This is a genomic window from Streptomyces sp. NPDC031121 (assembly GCF_055570615.1).
The window spans coordinates 228,129-250,760 of sequence record NZ_JBVIGV010000004.1 but is presented as its reverse complement, the minus strand read 5'-3'; the positions used below and the strand labels follow the sequence as shown (position 1 = coordinate 250,760).

Genomic DNA, 22,632 nt, shown 5'->3' with positions numbered 1-22,632 from the left:
GCCGCCGGACCGTTCCGGCTGCATGCTCTGGGCAGCCGCTAAAGAATGTGACATATTACTGCCGTGCCCAAGAGACATCCCCTGGACGTCGTGATCGTCGGAGCCGGCGTCGTCGGAGCGGCGTGCGCCTACTACGCCGCACGCGCCGGCCTCCGCGCCGCCGTCGTCGACCGCGGCCCCGTCGCCGGCGGGACGACCGGCGCGGGCGAGGGCAACCTCCTCGTCTCCGACAAGGAGGCCGGCCCGGAACTCGACCTCGCCCTGCTGTCCGCCGGCCTGTGGCGCGAGCTGGCCGCCGCCCTCCCCGAGGAGGTCGAGTACGAGCCGAAGGGCGGCCTCGTCATCGCCCCCGACGAGACCGCGCTGAAGGCCCTGCGCGCCTTCGCCGAGGGGCAGCGCGCCGCCGGCGTGGAGGCCGTCGAGGCCGATGCGGCGGCCCTGCGCGAACTGGAGCCCCACCTGGCACCCGGCCGGGCGGGCGGCTTCCTCTACCCCCAGGACGCACAGGTCCAGCCCGCACAGGCGGCCGCCCGCCTGCTCGCCGCCTCCGGCGCCGAACTCCACCTCGGCGAGGAGGCCGTCGCCGTCCTCACCGCCGGCGGTGCGGTCCGCGGCGTGCGCACCACGCGCCGCGAACTCGCCGCCCCCGCCGTCGTCAACGCCGCCGGGACCTGGGGCGGCCGCATCGCCGAACTCGCCGGCACCGCCCTGCCGGTCCTGCCGCGGCGCGGCTTCGTCCTCGTCACCGAGCCGCTGCCCCGGGTCGTACGGCACAAGGTGTACGCCGCCGACTACATCGCGGACGTCGCGAGCGGCTCCGCGGCCCTCCAGTCCTCGGCGGTCGTCGAGGGCACCCCGGCAGGGCCGGTGCTGATCGGCGCGACCAGGGAGCGCGTCGGCTTCGACCGGTCGCTGTCCACGGAGGCCCTGCGCCGCCTCGCCGGACAGGCCGCCGCGCTCTTCCCGGTCCTCGCCGACGCCCGCGTCCTGCGCGCCTACCACGGCTTCCGCCCCTACCTCCCCGACCACCTCCCCGCCATCGGGCCCGACCCCCGGGTCCCCGGACTGCTCCACGCCTGCGGGCACGAGGGCGCCGGCATCGGCCTGGCCCCCGCCACCGGGGTGCTCGTCGCCGCCGCCCTCACCGGCGCCGAACCCCCGCTCCCGCTCCACCCCTTCCGCCCGGACCGCTTCACGGAGCCCGCGGCGCAGCCGAAGGAGACCGGCCGATGACCGACCCCTCGCACCGCCGGTCCCCGCGCGACCTCGTCGGCGGGCGCCCCGACGCCGCGTACACCCTGCGCTTCGACGGGCGCGAGCTGACCGCCCACGCCGGGCAGAGCATCGCCGCCGTGCTGTGGGGCGCCGGGATCCTCGCCTGGCGCACCACCCGGCAGGGCGGCGCCCCGCGCGGCGCGTTCTGCGGGATCGGCAGCTGCTACGACTGCCTCGTCACCGTCAACGGCCGCCCCAACCAGCGCGCCTGCCTGGTCCCCGCCCGCCCCGGCGACACCGTCACCACCCAGGAAGGGACCGGCCGTGCCGACCTCGCCGTCTGACCTCCCGAACCCCGGCGCCCCGGCCGCCGCAGGCCGCCCCGACACGGCCCCCGCCGACCTCGCCGTGGTCGGCGCCGGCCCCGCCGGCCTCGCCGCGGCCGTCACCGCCGCCCGGCTCGGACTGCGCGTCACCCTGCTCGACGCGGGGGAGCGGCCCGGCGGGCAGTTCTACCGGCACCCCGCGCCCCAGCTGGGCGCCGAGCGGCCCGAGGCCCTCCACCACGGCTGGGCCGCGTTCGCCGCCCGCGAGAGCGCCCTGCGCGCCCACACCGCCTCCGGCCGCGTCACGTACCTGCCCGGCCACCACGTCTGGACCGTGACCCCGCAGGACGCGCCCCAGGCCGCCGCCGAGGGCGCCGCCGCCGGTGGCGCGGCCCGCAGGGCCCCGGCCGCCTGGGTGCTGCACGCCGTCGCCGGACCCGAGGAGCGCGCGGTGGCCGTCCGCGCCCGCGCCGTACTCCTCGCCACCGGCTCCTACGAGCGCCAACTGCCGTTCCCCGGCTGGACCCTGCCCGGCGTCGTCGGCGCCGGCGGCGCACAGGCCATGCTCAAGGGCGGCCTCGTCCTGCCCGGCCGCCGCGTCGTCGTCGCCGGGAGCGGCCCGCTGCTGCTCGCCGTCGCCGGATCCCTCGCCTCCGCCGGGGCGCGGGTCCCCGCCGTCGTCGAGGCCGCCGCCTACACCGGGTACGCCCCCGCCCTGCCCGCCCTGCTGCGCAACCCGGCCAAGCTCGCCGAGGGCGCCGCGTACGGCGGCGCCCTGCTGCGCCACGGCGTGCGGCTGCTCACCCGGCACGCCGTGACCGAGGCGCACGGCACCGACCGGGTGGAGGCCGTCACCGTGGCCCGCCTGGACGCGGACTGGCGGCCGCTGCCGGGTACGGCCCGCAGGATCCCCTGCGACGCCGTGGCCGTCGGGCACGGCCTGGTCCCGCAGCTGGAGCTGGCCACGGGCCTCGGCTGCGCCACCCGCCGCGCCGCCGACGGCACCCCCGCCCTCGACCTCGACGCCCTCCAGCGGACCTCCGTCCCCGGCATCTGGTCCGCCGGCGAGACGGGCGGCATCGCCGGCGCGCAGCCGGCGCTGGTCGAGGGGGAGATCGCGGCCCACGCCATCGCCGGCCGGCCCGTCCCGCCGGCCCTGGTCCGCCGCCGCGCCCGGCTGCGGGCCTTCGCCGACGCGATGGCCCGCGCCCACCGGCCCGGCGCGGGCTGGACCGGCTGGCTGCGGGACGACACGGACGTGTGCCGGTGCGAGGAGGTGCCGGCCGGGCGGATCCGGGAGGCCGTCGCGGACCTCGGAGCCGGGGACGCCCGTACCGCCAAGCTGCTCACCCGCGCCGGCATGGGCTGGTGCCAGGGCCGGATGTGCGGACCGGCCGTCGCCGCCCTCGCCGGCGAGGAGCAGGCGCCCGACCGGCGGCCGCTGTCCTGCCCGGTGCCGCTGCGCCTGCTCGCCGGCCTGCCGCCCGCCGACGGCTGACCGCCCGCGGGCGCGGGGCGCCCCGGCGCCCTGTACCCCTTCCACCCCGGCCCGTACGACCCGGCCCGTCCGGAGTCTTGTGGCCGAGTTCAACCCACTAGTAAAATGTCACACACCACACTAGGGAGCTCTCTCATGACCGACGCGCACACCCCCGCGCCCACCGCCGCCGACCCGCGCACCCGCCCCTGGCACGGCATCATGGTCGCCACCGCGCTGCCCATGCGCGAGGACCTCTCCGTCGACTACGACGCCTACGCCGACCACGTGGCGTGGCTCATCGCCAACGGCTGCGACGGCGTCGTCCCCAACGGCTCCCTCGGCGAGTACCAGACCCTCACCGACGAGGAGCGGGCCCGCGTCGTGCGGACCGCCGTCGAGGCCGCGGGCGGCGACGGCAACCGCGTCATGCCCGGCGTCGCCGCCTACGGCAGCGCCGAGGCCCGCCGCTGGACCGAGCAGGCCGCCGAGGCCGGCGCCGGCTCCGTCCTGCTGCTGCCGCCCAACGCCTTCCGCGCCGACGAGGCCGCCGTCCGCGCCCACTACGCCGAGGTGGCCCGCACCGGCCTGCCCGTCGTCGCGTACAACAACCCGATCGACACCAAGGTCGACCTCACGCCCGCCCTGCTCGCCCGGCTCCACGCCGACGGCAGCATCGTCGCCGTCAAGGAGTTCAGCGGCGACGTCCGCCGCGCCTACGAGATCGCCGAACTCGCCCCGGGCCTGGACCTGCTGATCGGCGCCGACGACGTCCTGCTCGAACTCGCCCTCGCCGGTGCCGTCGGCTGGATCGCCGGCTACCCCAACGCGCTGCCCGCCGCCTGCGCCACCCTCTACCGGGCGGCCGTCGCCGGTGACCTCGACACCGCGCTGCCGCTCTACAAGTCCCTGCACTCGCTGCTGCGCTGGGACTCCAAGACCGAGTTCGTCCAGGCCATCAAGCTCTCCATGGACCTCGCCGGCCGCCCGGGCGGCGCCACCCGCCCGCCGCGCTTCCCGCTGACCGGGGAGACCGAGGCGGCCGTCCGCGCCGCGACCGAGAAGGCCCTCGCCGAGGGACTCAACTAGCCGACAGGGGGAACCCATGCGCACGCGCCACATCTACCACGCGGTGGACTCGCACACCGAGGGCATGCCGACCCGGGTCGTCACCGGGGGCGTCGGGGTGATCCCCGGAGCGACCATGGCCGAGAAACGGCTCCACTTCATCGAGCACATGGACCACGTCCGCACCCTGCTCATGTACGAGCCGCGCGGCCACTCCGCGATGAGCGGCGCGATCCTGCAGCCCCCCACCCGCCCCGACGCCGACTTCGGCGTCCTCTACATCGAGGTGTCGGGCCTGCTGCCCATGTGCGGGCACGGCACCATCGGGGTCGCCACCGTCCTCGTCGAGACGGGCATGGTGCCGGCCGTCGAGCCGGTCACCACCGTCCGCCTCGACACCCCCGCCGGACTCGTCTCCGTCGACGTCCGCGTCGAGGACGGGGCGGCCACCGCCGTCACCCTCACCAACGTCCCCGCCTACTGCGCCGGCCTCGACCTCAAAGCCGACGTCCCCGGCCACGGCACCGTCACCTACGACCTCGCCTACGGCGGCAACTTCTACGCCTTCGTCGAACTCGACGCCCTCGGCCTCCCCTTCGACCGCGCCCGCAAGGACGACCTGATCGCCGCCGGACTCGCGATCATGGACGCGATCAACGGCTCCGCCGACCGGCCCGTCCACCCCGAGGACCCGGCCATCGCCGGCGTCAAGCACGTCTACCTCGCGGCTCCCGGTTCCGACGCCCGCCGCTCCCGGCACGCCATGGCCATCCACCCCGGCTGGTTCGACCGCTCGCCCTGCGGTACGGGCACCAGCGCGCGCATGGCCCAGCTGCACGCCCGCGGCCTCCTCGGCCTCGGCGCCGACTTCGTGAACGAGTCCTTCATCGGCACCGAGTTCACCGGCCGGCTCGTCGGCCGCACCACCGTCGGCGGACACGAGGCCGTCGTGCCCACCGTCACCGGACGGGCCTGGATCACCGGCACCGCCCAGTACTTCCTCGACCCGTCCGACCCCTTCCCCGGAGGGTTCCTCCTGTGACCGCCGACGACCCGGCTCCGCCCGAGGTGCGCACCGCCGACTACCACGCGGCCGGAGAGCCGTTCCGGATCGTCGACACCGCCGACCCCGGCCTCCCGCCCGTCCCCGGCGACACCGTCGCCGAGCGCTGCGCCACCGCGATCGGCCCCGGCGGCTCCGGCACGGCCCCGCGGCCGGGCGCGCTGGACTCCGTACGGCGCCTGCTCGTGCAGGAGCCCCGCGGACACGCCGGGATGTACGGCGGGTTCGTCGTCCCCCCGGACGACGACGGCGCCCACTTCGGCGTCCTGTTCTGGCACAAGGACGGCTACTCCACCGCCTGCGGCCACGGCACCATGGCCCTGGGGGCCTGGGCCGTGGACACCGGCCGGGTCCCCGCCCCCGACGAGGGCGACGTCCCGGTGCGGATCGACGTGCCCTCGGGCCGGGTCGCCGCGACCGTCCACCGCAGCGGCGGCCGCACCACCGGCGTCACCTTCCGCAACGTCGCGGCGAGGGTGGGCGCCCGGAAGATCCCCGTCGCCACGAGCTTCGGGATCGCCGAGGCCGACATCGCCCACGCCGGAGCCTGCTACGCCTCCGTCCGGGCGCGCGACCTCGGCCTGGACGTCTCCCGGGCCGCGCTCGGGGACCTGGTGCGCGCCGGCCGCGAGATCCGCACCGCGCTCGCCGGGCACCCCGCCACCTGGCACCCGGACGGCCCGCTGCTCTCCGGCGTCTACGGGGTGATCCTCCACGAGGAACTCCCCGACACGCCCTTCGGCCCGCACCAGCGCAACGTGACCGTCTTCGCCGACGGGCAGGTCGACCGCTCCCCCTGCGGCTCCGGCACGTCCGCGAGGCTCGCCCTCCTCGCCGAGGACGGCCGGCTCGGGCCGGGGGAGTCCCTGCTTCACGAGTCGGTGGCCGGGACGGTGTTCACCGGCCGGACCGTCCCCGCGGGCGCCGCGCCCGGGGCGGCCCCGGCGGGCCTGGTCACCGAGGTCACCGGGAGCGCCTACCGCACCGGCGAGCACCGCTTCACGCTCGACCCGCACGACGCGCTCGCCGCCGGGTTCCTTCTGTGATCCGGCAGATCGGCGCCGCCGAGATCCGCGCGCTGCTCGGCCCCGCCGCCGCGGCCGACGCGCTGGCCGCCGCCCTGCGTGCCGGGCTCGACCCGGAGACCTGCCCGCAGCGCAGCGCGGTCGCCGTGCCGGGCGGCGGGGAACTGCTGCTGATGCCGGCCGCGCAGGGGGCGTACGCCGGTGTGAAGATCGCCGGTGTGGCGCCCGGGAACCCGGCGCGCGGCCTGCCCCGGATCACCGGCTCCTACCTCCTCCTCGACGGGCCCACCCTGCGCCCGGTCGCCCTGCTCGACGGCGCCGCCCTCACGGCGCTGCGCACGCCGGCGGTCTCGGCGCTGGCCCTGCGGCACCTCGCCCCGGCCGGGCGGCCGCTGCGGCTGGTGCTCTTCGGGACCGGCCCGCAGGCGTACGGGCACCTCGAAGCCGCGGCCGCGGTGCGGCAGTTGGCCGAGGCCGTGGTCGTCGGCCGCGATCCGGACGGCCCGGGCGCCAAGGCCCTCGCGGAGCACGCCCGCGCGCTGGGCATCCCGGCGCGGACGGGCACCGCGGCGGACGTCGCCGGGGCCGACCTGGTGCTGTGCTGCACCACCGCCCGCACCCCGCTCTTCGACGGGCGGCTCGTGGAGCCCGGCGCGGTGGTCGTGGCGGTCGGCTCGCACGAGCCGGACGCCCGCGAGACGGACACGGCGCTGGTGCGGCGCTCGGCCGTGTACGTCGAGGCCCGGTCCGCGGCCCTGCGGGAGGCCGGGGACCTGCTGCTGCCGGAGGCGGAGGGCGCGATCGGGCCCGGCCGCATCGCGGCCACCCTGGCCGACCTGGTGGCGGGGCGGGCGCCGGGGCCGGGCCCGGCGGGTTGTCCACAGCTCTTCAAGAGCGTGGGCATGGCCTGGGAGGATCTCGCCGTGGCGGTGGCGCTGTACGCGGCCGCCGGGGAGAGCAGCGAAACGTGACATTGTACGCTGTTCCTCTGCGATCTCTCGGAGGACAAGCAATGGGTGACCTGAAGCAGCACAGCCTCATCAAGGCCCAGGAACGGCTCCGCGACCAGGTCGGCCACGCCCTCCGAGCGGCCCTGATAGCGGGCGAACTGCGCCCCGGCAGCGTCTACTCGGCCCCCGGCCTCGCCGCCGAGCTCGGCGTCTCCGCCACCCCCGTCCGCGAGGCCATGCTCGACCTCGCCCGCGAGGGCCTGGTCGAGCCCGTCCGCAACAAGGGCTTCAGGATCACCGAGGTCAGCGAACGCGACCTGGACCAGTACACCGAGCTCCGCACGATGATCGAGGTCCCGACCGTCGGCAGGGTCACCCGGATGGCCACCCGCGAGCAGCTGGAGGCGCTGCGTCCGATCGCGGAGGAGATCGTCACCAGTGCCCGCGAGCACAACCTCATCGGCTACCTGGAGGCGGACCGCCGCTTCCACCTGACGCTGCTCGGCCTCGCCGGGAACGAGCGCCTGGTCGAGACCGTCGGCGACCTGCGCAAGCGCTCGCGCCTCTACGGGCTCACGGGCCTGGACGAGGCGGGCAAGCTGGTCTCCTCCGCCGAGGAGCACCTGGAACTGCTCGACCTGATGATCGCGGGCGACGCGGAGGGGGCCGAGGCGTGCATGGCGCGCCATCTCGGCCACGTCCGCTCGCTGTGGGCGGAGGGCCGCGACGAGCCCGTGGGCCGCCCCGCGCAGGGCGGCCTCGGCTCCGGCCTCACCGGCTGAACGGGCCGGCCGGGCGGACTCCGCCCGGCCGGCCCCTGAGCGGACGGCGGCCCGCCGGATTTGGACACGGCTGGATAACGGCGGTCCCGATCCCTTGTCAGTGCAATTTCACATTACTATGTTACCGGTCACATCATAGAGCGCGGCCCTTCACTGGAGTGACCATGACCAAGCGCAGCCAACTCGCCCTCGCCACCGCCCTGGTGGCGGCCATCGCACTCGGCGCGACGGGATGCTCCGACCCCAAGAAGGGCTCCGCCGGCGGGGGCGCCTCCAACCCGGCGGCCGCCAACGACGGCAAGGTCCTCGGCGGCACCCCGGTCAAGGGCGGCACCCTCACCGTCCTGTCGAACCAGGACTTCTCCCACCTCGACCCGGCCCGCAACTGGACGATGCCCGCGATGGACTTCGGGACCCGGCTGCTCTACCGCACCCTCGTCACCTTCAAGGCCGAGCCCGGCAAAGCCGGCAGCGAGCTCGTCCCCGACCTCGCCACCGACCTCGGCACCCCCTCCGACGGCGGCCGCACCTGGACCTTCACCCTCAAGGAGGGCCTGAAGTACGAGGACGGCACCCCGATCAAGGCCCAGGACATCAAGTACAACGTCGAGCGGTCCTTCGCCCCCGACCTCACCGGCGGCCCCGACTACGCCGCCCAGTACCTCGCCGGCGGCGAGAACTACAAGGGCCCGCTCCAGGGGCAGCACCTCGACTCCGTCAAGACCCCCGACGACCGCACCATCGTCTTCGAACTGAAGCGGCCCGTCGCCGAGTTCTCCGCGACCGCCACCCTCCCCACCTTCGCCCCCGTACCGCAGTCCCAGGAGAAGGGCACCCAGTACGACGCCCGCCCGTTCTCCTCCGGCCCGTACAAGATCGAGACCTACGACCGCGACAAGCAGCTCGTCCTCGTCCGCAACGAGCACTGGGACCCCTCCACCGACCAGGTCCGCAAGGCCTACCCGGACAGGTTCGTCGTCGTCATGGGCCTCAAGGGCGGCCAGATAGACGACCGCATCATCGCCTCCGCGGGCGCCGACGCCTCCGCCGTGCAGTACTCCGACATGCGCCCCGAGAGCGCCCCCAAGGTGCTGCCCAAGCCCGACGTCAAGTCCCGCCTCCTCGCCGAGTCCCAGGGCTGCACCACGATGCTGCACCTGAACAACTCCCGCGCCCCCTTCGACGACCCGAAGGTCCGCGAGGCCATGCACTACGCCCTCGACAAGGAAGCGGTCGTCACCGCGGGCGGCGGCCCCGCCCTCAACGAGATCGCCACCGCCTACCTGCCGCCCGCCCTCACCGGCGGCAAGCAGGCCGACACCCTCAAGATCGCCCCGGCCGGCGACCCGGCCAAGGCCAAGGAGCTCCTCAAGGCCGCCGGCAAGGAGAACCTGAAGGTCTCCCTCGCGGTCTCCACCGGCGACAAGGGCGCCGCCGAGGCCATCCAGCAGGGCCTGGCCCGCGCCGGCGTCCAGGTCGTCATCGACACCGTCGACCCGGGCGCCTACTACGACGTCATCGGCGACCTCTCCACCACCCCCGACATGACCTTCTCCGGCTGGTGCCCCGACTACCCGTCGGGCTCCACCTGGATCCCGTTCGTCTTCGACGGCCGCACCATCAAGGAGAAGGGCAACCAGGGCAACTACGCCCAGTTCCGCGACGAGGCCGTCCAGAAGCGCATCGACGAGATCAACGCCATGGCCGACGCGAAGCAGGCCAACCAGGCCTGGATCGACCTGGACGCCGAGATCATGAAGAAGGCGCCCTCCATCCCCGTCCTGCTGGAGCGCAAGCCCCTCCTCGTCGGCACCAACATCGCCGGCGCCTTCGGCCACCCCGTGTGGACCGGCACCATCGACTACGCGACCGTCGGCCTCAAGGACCCCTCGAAGAGCCAGGGCTGAGCGGCCCCGGGACCCGAGACACGACACCCACGACACCCATGACAGCCACCGCAGCCCCCGAGGCCGCGACGGCCGAGACGCTCCCCCCGGGCAGCAGCCCCTGGCAGCTCGCCCGGCGGGAGCTCCGCCGCCGCCCCGCCGTCCGCATCAGCCTCTGCGTCGTCGCCCTCTTCGTCCTGATGGCCGCCACCGCCCCCTGGCTCAGCGCCCTGGGCGGCTGGTCCCCCGAGGAGTTCGACAAGACCGCCGTCGACCCCTACCTCGGCGGCCTCCCCCTCGGCTCCTTCGGCGGGATCAGCCCCGAGCACTGGCTCGGCGTCGAACCCGTCACCGGCCGCGACCTGTTCGCCCGCGTCGTCACCGGCGCCCAGGTCTCCCTGCTCATCGCGTTCGCCGCGACCGCGATCGTCGTCGTCACCGGCACCGCGGCCGGGATCGCCGCCGGCTACTTCGGCGGCCGCACCGACGCCGTCCTGTCCCGCCTGATGGACCTGACGATGTCCTTCCCGTCCCTCATCTTCATGATCGCGATGCTGTCCGTCGCCAAGGACGTCAACCGCATCGTCCTCATGACCGCCGTCATCGGCGTCTTCGGCTGGCCCGGCGTCGCCCGCGTCGTCCGCGGCCAGACCCTCTCCCTCAAACACCGCGAGTACGTCGACGCCGCCCGCGTCGCCGGCTCCGGCTCCTGGCGGATCCTGACCCGCGAGATCCTCCCCGGCGTCTCCGGCCCGGTCATCGCCTACACCACCCTGCTCATCCCCGGAATGATCAGCACCGAGGCCGCCCTCAGCTACCTCGGCGTCGGCGTCCGCCCGCCCACCCCCTCCTGGGGCCAGATGATCGCCGAGTCCGTGGCCTACTACGAGACCGACCCGATGTACTTCGCCATCCCCAGCACCTTCCTCTTCCTCGCCGTCCTCGCCTTCACCCTGCTCGGCGACGCCCTGCGCGACATCCTCGACCCGAGGGGGAGCCGCAGTTGATCCTCTACCTCGCCCGCCGGCTGCTCGCCCTCGCAGGCGTCCTCCTGGCCATCGCCGCCGTCACCTTCCTCATCTTCTACGTCCTGCCCTCCGACCCCGCCGCGGCCGCCTGCGGCAAGACGTGCAGCCCCGAGCGGATCGCCGACGTCCGCGCCTACCTCGGCCTGGACCTGCCGCTGTGGCGGCAGTTCACCGACTTCCTCACCGGCATCTTCACCGGCCGCACCCTCGGCACCGGCCAGTACGCCGTCCGCTGCGACTTCCCCTGCCTGGGCTACTCCTACGAGAACTCCCTGCCCGTGTGGGACCTGCTGACGGACCGCCTGCCCGTCTCGGCCTCCCTCGCCCTCGGCGCGGCCGCCCTGTGGCTCGTCCTCGGCCTCGGCGCCGGCGTCACGGCCGCCCTGCGCAAGGACACCGCCACCGACAAGGCCCTCATGGTCGGCGCCGTCGCGGCCGCCTCCCTGCCGGTCTACTTCACGTCCGTCATGCTCATCTACGGCGTCATCCGCATCGCCGGCCTGCTGCCGTACCCCACCTACACGCCCTTCGGCTCCGACCCGCTCGGCTGGGCCTCCAACCTCCTGCTGCCCTGGACCGCACTGGCCCTGCTCTACGCCGCCATGTACGCCCGCCAGAGCCGCGGATCCATGATCGAGGCCATGGCCGAGCCGTACATCCGCACCGCCCGCGCCAAGGGCATGCCCGAGCGGACCGTCGTCGTCAAACACGGCCTGCGCTCCGGCATGACGCCGATCCTCACCATCTTCGGCATGGACCTCGGCGGGCTCCTCGCCGGCGCCGTCATCACCGAGTCCATCTTCGGACTCCCCGGCATCGGCAGGCTGTTCTACGGCGCGCTCGTCAGCTCCGACCAGCCGGTCGTCCTCGGCGTCACCCTGCTCGCCGCCTTCTTCATCGTCGTCGCCAACCTCATGGTCGACCTCCTGTACGCCGTCGTCGACCCGAGGGTGAGGTACTGATGGCCGCCGCCACCGACGCTCCCGCGACCCCCCGCGGCCCGGACGCGCCGCTCCTCGCCGTACGCGGCCTCGGCGTCACCTTCCGCACGCCCCGCGGACCCGTCCGCGCCGTCGACTCCCTCGACTTCACCGTCGAGGCCGGCCGCACCCTCGGCATCGTCGGCGAGTCCGGATCCGGCAAGTCCGTCACCTCGCTCGCCGTCATGGGACTGCACCGCGGCGCCGAGGTCGAGGGCTCCGTCCGCCTGGCCGGACAAGAGCTCACCGGCATGGCGGAGAAGGAGTTCTCCCGGCTCCGCGGCCGGAAGATGGCCATGATCTTCCAGGACCCGCTCTCCAGCCTCCACCCCTACTACACCGTCGGCGAGCAGATCGCCGAGCACGTACGCGTCCACTTCCGCAGCGGCCGCGCGGCCGCCCGCAAGCGCGCCGTGGAGATGCTCGGCGAGGTCGGCATCCCCGAACCCGCCCGCCGCGCCGGCGAGTACCCGCACCAGTTCTCCGGCGGCATGCGCCAGCGCGCCATGATCGCCATGGCCCTGGCCTGCGAGCCCGACCTGCTCATCGCGGACGAGCCCACCACCGCCCTCGACGTCACCGTCCAGGCGCAGATCCTCGAACTCCTCGCCCGCCTCCAGCAGGAACGCGGCCTCGGCATCGTCATGATCACCCACGACCTGGGCGTCGTCGCCCGCGTCGCCCACGAGGTGCTCGTCATGTACGGCGGCCGGGCCGCCGAACAGGCGGGCGTCGACGACCTGTTCGCCGACCCCGCCCACCCGTACACCCGCGGCCTGCTCGACTCCATGCCCCGCCTTGCCGACGACGGCGACGAGGGCCCGCTCCGCGCCATCCCGGGCTCCCCGCCCTCCCTGCTCACCCCCGCCCCCGGCTGCGCCTTCGCCCCGCGCTGCGCGCTGGCCGTGGACCGCTGCACGCAGGAGCGGCCGCCGCTCCTGCCGTACGGGGAACTCCCCGGCCGGGCGGCCGCCTGCCACGTCGCCGGATCCCCCATCGCCGAGGAGGCGGCCCGATGACCACACCCACCCACGCCGCGTCGTCCGCGGGGCACCCGGCCGGGGCCGGCCCGGCGGTGCTGCTGTCGGTGCGCGACCTGACCATGGCCTTCCCCGGCCGGCGCTCCGCGACCGGCCGCCGGGGTGCCCCGGTCCGCGCCGTCGACGGGGTCTCCTTCGACCTCGCGGCGGGGGAGACCCTCGGACTCGTCGGCGAGTCGGGCTGCGGGAAGTCCACCACCGGCCGGATGCTCGTCCGCCTGCTGGAGCCCACCTCGGGGTCGGTCGTCTTCGACGGCCGGGACGTCACGCGCCTGTCGCAGCGGGCGCTGCGGCCCCTGCGCCGCGACGTCCAGATGGTCTTCCAGGACCCGCACTCCTCGCTGAACCCGCGCCAGACGGTCTCGCGGATCATCTCCGACCCGCTGCTCGTGCAGGGCTGGTCGGCGGCCGACGCCCGGCGCCGCGCCGCGGAGCTGATGGAGCTGGTCGGCCTGATCCCCGAGCACATCGACCGCTACCCGCACGAGTTCTCCGGCGGGCAGGCGCAGCGCATCGGCATCGCCCGCTCGCTGGCCACCGGGCCGCGGCTGATCGTCGCGGACGAGCCGGTGTCCGCGCTGGACGTCTCCGTGCAGGCGCAGATCGTCAACCTGATGGAGCGGCTGCGGGCGGAGCTGGGGCTGTCGTACGTGTTCATCGCGCACGACCTGTCCGTGGTGAAGCGGGTCAGCGACCGCGTGGCGGTCATGTACCTCGGCCGGATCGTCGAGATCGGCGCGAAGCGCGACCTGTACGCCGACCCCCAGCACCCCTACACCCGGGCGCTGCTGTCCGCCGTGCCGCTGCCCGATCCGGCGGCGGAGCGGCGGCGGGAGCGGATCGTCCTGCTCGGGGACCCGCCGAGCCCGGCCGCGCCGCCACCGGGCTGCTCCTTCCACCCGCGCTGCCCCAAGGCGCAGGAGGTCTGCCGCACGGAGCGGCCCCTGCTGCGGATCGCCGCCTCACGCGAGGTGGCCTGCCACTTCCCGGGCGACTGACGGGTGACCCCGGGAAGGTGAGGGCCCCGGAGCCGACACGATCGGCTCCGGGGCCCGTCGCCGTTTCCCGGCCGTACGGCTCAGGGGGCGAGTTCGCGGCGGAAGAACTCCAGTTCCAGCGCCATCAGCTTCTCCCTGGTGCCGCCCGGCGTCATGTGGGTGACGCCGGGCAGCGCCAGCAGCTGGTGGGGGCGGCCCGCGTCGGTCAGCGCCCGGGAGAGGCGCAGGGTGTGGGAGGGGTGGACGTTGTCGTCGGCGAGCCCGGTGCTGAGCAGCAGCGGCCGGGTCAGCTTCGGGGCGTCGGGTATCAGCGAGTCCCGCTCGTAGACCTCGGGGTGGTCCTGGGGGAGTCCGAGGTAGCGCTCGGTGTACGCGGTGTCGTAGTGGCGGAAGTCGGTGGGCGCGGCCCCGGCGGAAGCCGCGTGGAACACGTCGGGCCGGCGCAGCACGGCGAGCGCGGCGAGGTAGCCGCCGTAGGACCAGCCGCGGACGCCGACGCGGCCCAGGTCGAGGTCGGGGTGCCGGGCGCCGAGCGCTTGCAGGGCGGCGACCTGGTCCTCCAGGGTGACCTCGGAGAAGCCGCGGTACATGGCGTGCGTGAAGGCGGGGGAGACGTACGGGGTGCCGCGGTTGTCGACGGTCACCACGGCGAAGCCCTGGTCGGCCCACCACTGGCGGTACTGCCAGCGGCGCGGTTCGGCGCTGACGTCCTGGAAGCCGGGCCCGCCGTAGCCGTCGACGAGGACGGGCAGCCGCCGGCCGGGGGCGTGCCCGCGGGGCAGGACGAGCGCGGTGGGGACGCCGTGCTCGGTGACGCGCTCCAGCAGCGGGGCGGTCCGGTACGGCATCGGCTGGGAGAGGTCGCCGGGGGTGAACTGCCGCCCGTCGGCGGTGTGCAGGGTGCGGCGGATGCCGTCGCGGTTCGCGGCGGTCAGCAGCAGCGATCCGGCGGAGGCGAGGACGCTGTGGACGGTCGGGACGCCGGTGTCGTCGGCGAGGACGGAGTGTGCGCCGGAGTCCGGGTCGAGGAGGAGCACCTGCTGCTCGGCGGGGTCGCGCAGGCCGGCCTCGACGAGCAGCCGGCCCTGGTGGAGGCCGGCGACGCGGCGGATCTGCAGGGCGTCGCCGGTGAGCGGCCGGCCGTCGACGGCGAGGGTGCGGGCGGCTCCGCCGGGGGTGTCGGCGGCGGTGAGCATCCGCCCGTCGGGGAGGCGGGCGGGGGTGCCGGGGAGCGGGTCGACCCACTGGGGGTGGGTGGTGCGGGACAGCTCGCGGGTGCGGCCGGTGGCGGGGTCGGCGGTGAGCAGGAGGACGTGTCGCTGGAGCCGGTCCTGGACGGTGAGCAGGATCTCCTCGGAGGACTCCCAGCCGGCGTCGGACAGGTAGGGGTGGCGGCCGGTGTCCCAGTGGATGCGGACGCGGTGGCCGCCCGGTCCGAGCACCCACAGCTGGACGTCCGCGTTGGGGCCGCCGGCCTCCGGGTAGGCGAAGTCCTCGGGCGGCAGCTCGGGGTGGGCGGGGTCGGTGAAGTGGCGCCGCTGGAGGGCGCCTTCGGCGACGCGGGCGGCCAGCAGGGTGACTCCGTCCGGGGACCACCAGTGCCCGCGGTCGCGGCCCAGCTCCTCGGCGGCGGCGAACTCGGCGACGCCCCAGCGGGCCCCGTCGGCGGGGCTGACGCGGCCGCCGGGGGAGGTGTGGAGGGCGTCGCCGGCGACGTAGGCGGTGCGGGAGCCGTCGCCGTTGGGGCGGGGGTCGAAGGCGGGCCCGGCCGTGGGGACCTCGGCGGGCGGGGCGGCGGGGGCGCCGGGGCCGGCGTACGAGACGCGGTAGAGCCGGCCGTACAGGGCGAAGACGGCGTGGCGGCCGTCGTCGGAGAGGGCGAAGCTGCCGATGCCGGCGGCGGTGAGCCGGATCCGCTCGCGCAGCCGGCGCTCGGCCTCGGGCAGGGGGCCGGGCTCGGCGGCGAGCCGGCGCGGGTCGGCGAGGAGGGTCTCGGCACCGGTGGAGGCGTCGAGGACCCAGAGCGAGTCGCGGGGGTCGGTGGGGCCGGTGGAGCGCAGGAACCAGAGGAGCCGGCCGTCGTCGCCGAAGGCGAAGGCGCGGGGAGCGCCGTGGGCGAAGCGGCCGGTGTCGGTGGAGAGGCGGAGGAATTCGTCCATGCAGGCGAGTGTGCCATGTGAAATGGCACACTGTACATGTAACGTCGGCTAGCCCATTCGAGTGGTGTACGGGTGGGAGCAGGTTTAGCGTCGACAAGGTGGACCCCAACGCAGCACCCGGCAAGGGGACCGACGCCACCGGCGGCGGCGAGGACGGCGCGGGCCGCGCGGGCGGCCGCGGCAACGGCAGCGGGCTCGCCCTCTTCACCATCGCCTCGTGCCAGCTCATGGTCGTCCTCGACATCACCATCGTGAACATCGCGCTGCCGCACATCCAGACGTCGCTGGGCTTCACCACCGAAAGCCTCGCCTGGGTCGTCAACGCCTACACGCTCACCTTCGGCGGACTCCTCCTCCTCGGCGGCCGCGCCGGCGACATCCTCGGACGCAAACGCGTTTTCATCGCCGGCGTCCTGCTCTTCGGACTGGCCTCGCTGCTCGGCGGATTCGCCCAGAACGAGGGCCAGCTGCTCGCCGCCCGCGCCCTCCAGGGAGCCGGCGGAGCCATCGCCTCGCCGACCGCGCTCGCCCTCATCACCACCACCTTCCGCGAGGGGCCCGCCCGCAGCCGGGCGTTCGGCGTCTTCGCCGCCGTCTCCGCCGCGGGCGGAGCGATCGGACTGCTCGCCGGCGGCATGCTGGTGGAGTGGCTCGACTGGCGCTGGGTGCTCTTCGTCAACGTCCCCATCGCCGTACTGATCGCCGTCCTCGCCGCCCGCGTCCTCCAGGAGTCCGAGCGGCACCCCGGGCACTTCGACGTGGCCGGCGCCCTCCTGTCGACGCTCGGCATGGCCTCACTCGTCTACGGGTTCATCCGCGCGGCCCAGGACGGCTGGCGCGACCCCCTCACCCTCGCCTCGTTCGGCGCCGCGGTGGTGCTGCTCTCCCTCTTCGTCGTGAACGAGCGGCGCTCGGCCCAGCCCATCACCCCGCTGCACATGTTCGCCGACCGCAACCGCGCCGGAACCTACGGCATCATGCTCTTCCTCGCCTGCGCGATCTTCGGCATGTTCTTCTTCCTGACCCTCTACGTCCAGAACGTCCTCGGCTTCAGCCCCCTGGAGGCCGGCCTCGCCTTCCTGCCGGTCAGCGCGATCATCGCCGTCGGCGCCGGCATCACCTCCCACCTGCTGCCCGTCCGCGGCCCCAAACCGTTCATGGTCAGCGGCGCCCTGTGCTGCTCCGCCGGCCTGGCCTGGCTGACCCGGGCCGACGCCGACTCCACCTACCTCGGCAGCGTCCTCGGCCCGATGCTCCTCTTCGGCCTCGGCATGGGCCTGCAGTTCGTGTCCCTGACCCTCATGGCGCTGTCCCACGTCACCGACCGCGAATCCGGGGCCGCGTCCGGGCTCCTCAATGCCACCCAGCAGGTCGGCGGCTCGCTCGGCCTGTCCGTCCTCGTCACCGTCTTCGGCACCGCCGGCCGCAGCGAGGGCCGCGCCCAGGCCCGCGACTTCCTCGCCACCGCCACCCCCGAGCAGCTCCTCGCCTTCCGGCGCACCGGCCGGCTGCCGGACCCGTGGGCCGACCAGGTGCTCACCGCGGGCGTGAACGCCGCGTTCGTCGTCGCGGCCGCGTTCACCCTGGTCGGCGCGGTCATCGCGGTCTTCGCCATCAAGGTCCGCCCCTCCGACCTGGAACGCCTCCGCGGCCGCAAGCAGCCGACGGCAGCGGAGGCGTGACGGGAGCCCGCACCTGTGATCAGGTCGCGCTCATGCCGCGCTCCGGCCACACACCCCGCTCCGCGTACAGGACGGCGAGCTTCCGCGAGGCCAGCAGGAACGCGTGGTCGACCCGCCCGTCCCCCGCCGTCGCGGTGCGGGACGCCTTGTCCACGGCCAGCCGCCGCCCGAGGGCGCCGGGGTCGCCGCCGAACTCGTACTCCACCAGCCGTCCGGTCTCGGAGACCTTGCGGAAATACACGAGCGCAGCCACGGGACCCCTCACCCGGCCACGCGGCGGACGCGGCAGCGGAGCGCGCCGTGCGTGCGCAGGGTGATGCCCGCGCTCAGCGGCACGTCCCGGTCGACCGCCTCGAACTCGTACGCCCGCAGCAGCTCCGCCAGCGCGATCACCGACTCCAGCATCGAGAAGTGCTGCCCGATGCACGCGCGCGGCCCGCCGCCGAACGGGAACCAGGCGTACCGGGGCCGGCCCGCCTCCGCCTCCGCGGTGAAGCGGTCCGGGTCGAAGCGCTCCGGGTCCGGCCAGTAGCGGGGGTGCCGGTGCGTCACCCACGGCGCCAGGATCACATTGGCGCCGCCGGGGATCGCGTACCCGCCGATCTCCGTCGCGGCGACGCTGTTCCGGCCGATCACCGGCGCCGCCGGGTACAGCCGCATCGCCTCCTTCAGCACCCGCGTCAGGTACGGCAGCCGCTCCAGGTCGGCCGCCTCCGGCTCCCGGTCGCCCAGCACGCGGGCGACCTCCTCCCGGGCCAGCGCCTGCTGCTCCGGGTGCAGCGCCAGCAGGTGCAGCGAGTACGCCAGGGACGTCGCGGTCGTCTCGTGCCCGGCGAGCAGGAAGATCAGCACCTGGTCGCGCAGCTCGGCGGCGTCGAACGCGCCGTCCTCCGAACTCGACGCCGCGGACAGCAGCCCCAGCAGGTCCTCGCCCTGGGCGTCCTGCCCGCCCGACCGGCGCTCGGCGATGATCCGGTCGCAGACCGCGTACAGCTCGTCCAGCGCCTCCGACGCCCGCCGGTTGCCGGGCGTCGGCCACGTCCGCGGGATGTTGACGGGGGAGTACCCGCGGCGCAGCACGTACTCCGTGATCACGGGGAAGCACCGGTCGACGACGTCGACGGTGGTGTCGACGTCCGTGCCGAACAGGATCCGCGCGACCGCCCGCAGCGCGAGCTGCATCATCGCCTCGGAGACGTCGACGACCCCGTCCGGGAGCCGCTCCCAGGCGGCGAGCGTCGTGCGCGCCTCGGCCGCGACGGCTGCGGCGTAGCCGTCGACGCGGCGCTTGGTGAACAGCGGCTGGACGAGGCGCCGCTGGCGCAGGTAGTCCGCGTCCTGGCTGGTGAGGAGGCCGTTTCCGAAGGAGTCGCGGATCTCCTGGTAGAAGGGGTTGTCCTTGCGGAAGTTGGCGGACTCCGAGGCCAGGACCTGCTGCGCGCCCTCCGCGGAGAAGACGCAGTACAGGTCGGTGCGCAGTCCGGGCGGGCCCGCGGACACCCGGACTACGTCGCCGTGCTCGCGGTGGGCCCGCAGGTAGGTGCCGAGGGCGTCGGACTTGAGCTCCGGGAGGGAGCCGAGCAGCGGGTTCCCGGCCAGGACGGGCACCTGCCGGCCGCCGCCCGCGCCGGGCGCGGCTCCCGTCCCCGTGCCCTCGTCCGTCCCCGTGCCCAGTGTGGCCATGGCCGCCCCCTGACTCCTCACCCCGCCGGACCTGTTCCGGCCTGCCGATTCTGCCCCGTCCCCGGGCGGAGCGAGCCGATCCGGTGCTCCGGCTGGCCGAAAATCGCCGTAGGGGCGGTATCCGGACAGAGGGCGGGCGCCGGGCAGGCGCTCAGTCGCCCCAGTCCCAGGTGTCGAAGTACGCGGCCGTCCCGGTCCGCCGGGCCGCCATGACCGCTTCGAGCCGCTCGAAGTCCCGCGGCGGCATCAGCGGACGCCACTGCGCGAGCGGCAGGGCGCGTACGTCGTCGTGCTCGGCCGGGTCGAGGACGATGCCGTCGACCTGCCCGGAGGTCAGCCGCCCCCCGTCGAAGACGAACCCGATGGAGCTCAGCGGCCATTCCTTCCCCGGCAGCCCGAAGACGGTGGCCAGGAGCCGCCTGGGGCCCTCGTACACGATGCCTGTCTCCTCGCGGCACTCGCGCAGCGCGGTCTCCCAGGGGCGCTCGCCCTCGTCCATGCAGCCGCCGGGCCACTGCCAGGGGTTGCTGCGCGAGTACACGGCCCGCAGTTGCACGGGCCGGTCCTGCTCGTCGGTGAAGAACAGGCAGCCGAAGGCGGTCGCCTTGGGCAGGGTCGCGGCGAACTCCTCGGCGGGCAGCCAGCCCGAGGTCACGTGCCGGGGAGTGTGATCGCCTGTACGGGACATGCGCGGGCGGCCTCCTTCAGCATCGGGTCGCCGCCGCCGTCCTCGCGCCCCGGGATGACCATCCCGAAGCCGTCGTCGTCACTGGTGAACACCGCGGGCGCTCTGAGGGCGCACTGGCTGCTGCCGATGCAGACGTCGGTGTCGATGGTGATCCTGTCGGCCATGGATCCGCCCTCCGAAAGCTCCGCCGGCACGCGGTCGCGTGCACGCGCGACCCATGATCGCCCGCCCTGCACCCCGCCCCCGGGCGAGTCGCCCGCCCATTCACCCTGACGGGCGAGGGGACCGATGCTCATGCCGTCGCCTGCACGATGAGCGTGCCGATCGTCTGCCGGTGCTTCGGACAGGGAAGCCGCTGACCGGCGGCCGAGGCGAAACCGGCGGCGCGCAGCCTCTCCTCCCACATGTAGGGGCGGAAGCACCACCGGGTGATGGTGAGGAGACTCCGACACCCTCATCACCTGGGCAGCCGTCACCCTCATGACCTGCCGGATCAGCAAAGCACGCAACCCCCACGACTGGTTCTCACCCAGGGGGCTGAACAGCGCCTGCGCGCTGGTTGAATCCTAGCTGGGGGGCTGACGGGCGGGGTCGGGGGTGACTGGCGTTCCGGTGACGGCGTCGAGGAAGACGTCGGGCTGGGGGGATCCCTCGGGCATGCCGACCATCCATACCGGCCGCCATGTCCCGCCGATTCTCTGTGCGAGCAGGACGGCAGCGGTCGGAGTACGGCCGGTGTGTTCTCGGGCGCGGGTCTCGGCCGTTTCACGGTTGAGGACGGGGGTGGGCATGGCGGGGTCTGGTTCGGGGATGCATGAGACGTGCAGGATGCGGCCTGTGGAGGTGACGGCGAGGTCGAGGCGCATCGGGAGCATGACGCCGTTGGCGTGCCTGCGGTAGGTGAGTTCGTACACGGTGCGTGGACTGGTGCCGAGCGGCTGTGTGGTGAGGGTGCTCCCCCGGACTTGCTCGGGGAACCAGGTCTCGGCGAACGTCTTCCCGGCGGCGATTGCGTCGGCGGCGGTCAGAGTGCCAGGTTCGGCTTCGTTGTTGCGGGCCTTGATGCTGGTCAGGGTGCGGTCCGGCCACACGCCGTCGATGGTGCCGCTATCGGATTCGAAGGCGAGCATCCATCGGCCGTCGCGGCGTTCGGTGCGGATGCCGCTGTTCTGCTGGTTTGGGCCGAACGCTGCGGTGGAGACTTCGCCCATCCAGTGGACGGCTTCCTCGGTGGCGGCGACCATAGCGGCCGTCTCTCGATCAGAAGCGACGCCGTCGCGGGTGTCGGGTGTCCAGATCGCGAGGACGGCCGTGAGGACCACGGATCCGGCAACCGCCGTGATCGCGGAGAGGACGGCGTCACGTTTCCAGCGCAGGGCGGGCGAAGCCGCGGCGGCGAGCAGCCACGTGACGGCGACTGCGGTGCCGGTGAGGGCTCCGGCGGAGTTCATGACGAGGTCGGTGAGGCTGCACGTGCGGCCGGTCGCCAGGCGGGTCTGGGCGGCCTCGATGGCGGCGCTGGCGACGACGGCCGCCGCCGCGGTCAGCAGTGGTTTGCGGGATGCGATGGCGGCGAACAGGGGGGCGGGGATGAACAGGGCGAAGTTCAGCCACGCTGACGGGCCGAGCCCGGCGAGTTCGAAGCCGAGGTCGCAGGAGTTGCGGCCTGCGTCGGCGGACAGACCGGGCATGAGGGTGACGCAGACGATGCCCGCCACGGATAGGGCGGACAAGACGGTCGGGACGGCGGGGATGGTGTTGCGGTGGGCGAAGACTGCGGCCGGTACGCCGAGCACCACGGCCAGGATGCAGAAGCCGAGGATGAGGCCCGGCACTGCGTCCATCGACGCTTCGATCATGAAGGTGTCTCCTTGAAAAAGGACTGCCGGGTGCGGCGCTGGCGGTCAGCGTCGCACCCGGCAGGGTGGTGGTGCGGCGGGTCAGCAGAAATGGACAGTCGGCGTGTAGTAGATGCTGCCGGTGGCCCACATAGACCCGGTGGCCTTGCAGTCGGAGGCGTAGCGTGACTTGCTGACGCCGCCCCACTGCGTGATGACCGTCTGGCCGGCGGAGACGGACTTGTAGGCGTCGCCACTCCCGAAGCGGCCGTCCTTGGTGATCATCTCCAGGCGAACGGAGACCGTGGATCCGGCGGTCTTCCTGTAGGCGGTGGACGCGTAGAACACCGAGGAGTCCCCGTAGGCGGACCCGTCCTGAGCGGTGAACGACAGCGTTCCGTTGCTCAGCTTGGTGCTGGTGGTGACGGCGTATGCGGCCGCGGTCCCCCCGACGACGAGTGCCCCGGTGACGGCTCCGATGGCCAATGTTCGCATGAGCATGGGATCCCCTCCCCAACTCGTTGATCAATGTCCAGGGAGTGACGCTAGGTTTGAACCTGGTGACGGTCTAGGCAAATGCGAGCCGTTCAAAAGTTGTCTCAAGCCGGGGGTGTTCACCTGACCCGGCCCGCAGGCGCCTAACCAGCGCCCGTGGTGGGCCTCGATCAGACCGCCGAACCGCTCGCGGGCCGCCTCGATGTGCGGGGTGGAGAGGTCGACGCCGAGGCCGAGGCCCCGGTTCGC

21 protein-coding genes are annotated in these 22,632 nt (G+C 74.1%); 14 read left to right on the top strand and 7 right to left on the bottom strand.

The genetic code is table 11. From position 1 onward, the window contains the following. The first annotated feature begins 63 nt into the window (after positions 1-63). The 13 genes from ACZ462_RS09135 to ACZ462_RS09075 all read left to right on the top strand — a co-directional run bounded on the left by ACZ462_RS09135 (position 64) and on the right by ACZ462_RS09075 (position 13,838). Complete coding sequence (locus ACZ462_RS09135; protein WP_467804454.1) at positions 64-1,233, top strand: NAD(P)/FAD-dependent oxidoreductase; 1,170 nt, start codon at positions 64-66, stop codon at positions 1,231-1,233. Continuing rightward, a complete protein-coding gene (locus tag ACZ462_RS09130) occupies positions 1,230-1,559 on the top strand; it encodes a (2Fe-2S)-binding protein (protein WP_467804453.1) in 330 nt (109 codons plus the stop codon). The genes ACZ462_RS09135 and ACZ462_RS09130 overlap by 4 nt, the downstream gene beginning before the upstream one ends. Further along, complete coding sequence (locus ACZ462_RS09125; protein WP_467804452.1) at positions 1,540-3,039, top strand: FAD/NAD(P)-dependent oxidoreductase; 1,500 nt, start codon at positions 1,540-1,542, stop codon at positions 3,037-3,039. Before ACZ462_RS09130 ends, ACZ462_RS09125 begins: the two co-directional genes overlap by 20 nt. 135 nt (positions 3,040-3,174) lie before the next feature. After that, complete coding sequence (locus ACZ462_RS09120; RefSeq protein WP_467804451.1) at positions 3,175-4,107, top strand: dihydrodipicolinate synthase family protein; 933 nt, start codon at positions 3,175-3,177, stop codon at positions 4,105-4,107. A 16-nt stretch (positions 4,108-4,123) separates the two neighbouring features. Then, on the top strand, positions 4,124-5,128 hold the full coding sequence (locus tag ACZ462_RS09115; RefSeq protein ID WP_467804450.1) for a proline racemase family protein: 1,005 nt from the start codon (positions 4,124-4,126) through the stop codon (positions 5,126-5,128). Then, positions 5,125-6,195, top strand: coding sequence for a proline racemase family protein (locus ACZ462_RS09110; protein ID WP_467804449.1), 1,071 nt, complete (start codon positions 5,125-5,127; stop codon positions 6,193-6,195). Before ACZ462_RS09115 ends, ACZ462_RS09110 begins: the two co-directional genes overlap by 4 nt. After that, the gene (locus tag ACZ462_RS09105) at positions 6,192-7,145 is read left to right on the top strand and encodes an ornithine cyclodeaminase family protein (RefSeq protein ID WP_467804448.1); all 954 of its coding nucleotides are present in this window, start codon (positions 6,192-6,194) and stop codon (positions 7,143-7,145) included. The genes ACZ462_RS09110 and ACZ462_RS09105 overlap by 4 nt, the downstream gene beginning before the upstream one ends. Before the next feature lie 41 nt (positions 7,146-7,186). After that, a complete protein-coding gene (locus ACZ462_RS09100) occupies positions 7,187-7,906 on the top strand; it encodes a GntR family transcriptional regulator (RefSeq protein ID WP_467804447.1) in 720 nt (239 codons plus the stop codon). Positions 7,907-8,070: 164 nt separating this feature from the next. Then, positions 8,071-9,813: an ABC transporter substrate-binding protein gene (locus ACZ462_RS09095; protein WP_467804446.1), complete on the top strand. Its 1,743-nt coding sequence runs from the start codon at positions 8,071-8,073 to the stop codon at positions 9,811-9,813. Positions 9,814-9,851: 38 nt separating this feature from the next. Then, entirely contained in the window at positions 9,852-10,799 is a 948-nt protein-coding gene (locus ACZ462_RS09090) for an ABC transporter permease (RefSeq protein WP_467804445.1), read from the top strand. After that, positions 10,796-11,782, top strand: coding sequence for an ABC transporter permease (locus ACZ462_RS09085; protein ID WP_467804444.1), 987 nt, complete (start codon positions 10,796-10,798; stop codon positions 11,780-11,782). Before ACZ462_RS09090 ends, ACZ462_RS09085 begins: the two co-directional genes overlap by 4 nt. Beyond that, the gene (locus ACZ462_RS09080; protein WP_467804443.1) at positions 11,782-12,819 is read left to right on the top strand and encodes an ABC transporter ATP-binding protein; all 1,038 of its coding nucleotides are present in this window, start codon (positions 11,782-11,784) and stop codon (positions 12,817-12,819) included. Before ACZ462_RS09085 ends, ACZ462_RS09080 begins: the two co-directional genes overlap by 1 nt. After that, positions 12,816-13,838, top strand: a complete 1,023-nt coding sequence (locus ACZ462_RS09075) for an ABC transporter ATP-binding protein (protein WP_467804442.1) — start codon at positions 12,816-12,818, stop codon at positions 13,836-13,838. Before ACZ462_RS09080 ends, ACZ462_RS09075 begins: the two co-directional genes overlap by 4 nt. 80 nt (positions 13,839-13,918) lie before the next feature. On the opposite strand, the gene ACZ462_RS09070 is transcribed toward ACZ462_RS09075, so the two are convergent. Then, positions 13,919-15,997: a S9 family peptidase gene (locus ACZ462_RS09070; RefSeq protein WP_467804441.1), complete on the bottom strand. Its 2,079-nt coding sequence runs from the start codon at positions 15,995-15,997 to the stop codon at positions 13,919-13,921. A 227-nt stretch (positions 15,998-16,224) separates the two neighbouring features. Between ACZ462_RS09070 and ACZ462_RS09065 the strand changes: the two genes are divergently transcribed. Further along, complete coding sequence (locus tag ACZ462_RS09065; protein WP_467804602.1) at positions 16,225-17,679, top strand: MFS transporter; 1,455 nt, start codon at positions 16,225-16,227, stop codon at positions 17,677-17,679. Between the two features lie 19 nt (positions 17,680-17,698). Here the strand turns inward: ACZ462_RS09065 and ACZ462_RS09060 are convergent, their stop codons facing one another. The 6 genes from ACZ462_RS09060 to ACZ462_RS09035 all read right to left on the bottom strand — a co-directional run bounded on the left by ACZ462_RS09060 (position 17,699) and on the right by ACZ462_RS09035 (position 22,389). Continuing rightward, positions 17,699-17,932: a hypothetical protein gene (locus ACZ462_RS09060; RefSeq protein WP_467804440.1), complete on the bottom strand. Its 234-nt coding sequence runs from the start codon at positions 17,930-17,932 to the stop codon at positions 17,699-17,701. Positions 17,933-17,940: 8 nt separating this feature from the next. Continuing rightward, entirely contained in the window at positions 17,941-19,362 is a 1,422-nt protein-coding gene (locus ACZ462_RS09055) for a cytochrome P450 (protein ID WP_467804439.1), read from the bottom strand. Positions 19,363-19,513: 151 nt separating this feature from the next. Continuing rightward, complete coding sequence (locus ACZ462_RS09050; protein ID WP_467804438.1) at positions 19,514-20,050, bottom strand: NUDIX domain-containing protein; 537 nt, start codon at positions 20,048-20,050, stop codon at positions 19,514-19,516. Beyond that, entirely contained in the window at positions 20,014-20,214 is a 201-nt protein-coding gene (locus ACZ462_RS09045; RefSeq protein WP_189809418.1) for a ferredoxin, read from the bottom strand. The genes ACZ462_RS09050 and ACZ462_RS09045 overlap by 37 nt, the downstream gene beginning before the upstream one ends. Positions 20,215-20,616: 402 nt before the next feature. After that, complete coding sequence (locus ACZ462_RS09040) at positions 20,617-21,909, bottom strand: VanZ family protein (RefSeq protein WP_467804437.1); 1,293 nt, start codon at positions 21,907-21,909, stop codon at positions 20,617-20,619. Between the two features lie 81 nt (positions 21,910-21,990). After that, a complete protein-coding gene (locus ACZ462_RS09035; RefSeq protein WP_467804436.1) occupies positions 21,991-22,389 on the bottom strand; it encodes a hypothetical protein in 399 nt (132 codons plus the stop codon). Positions 22,390-22,632: the final 243 nt, after the last annotated feature.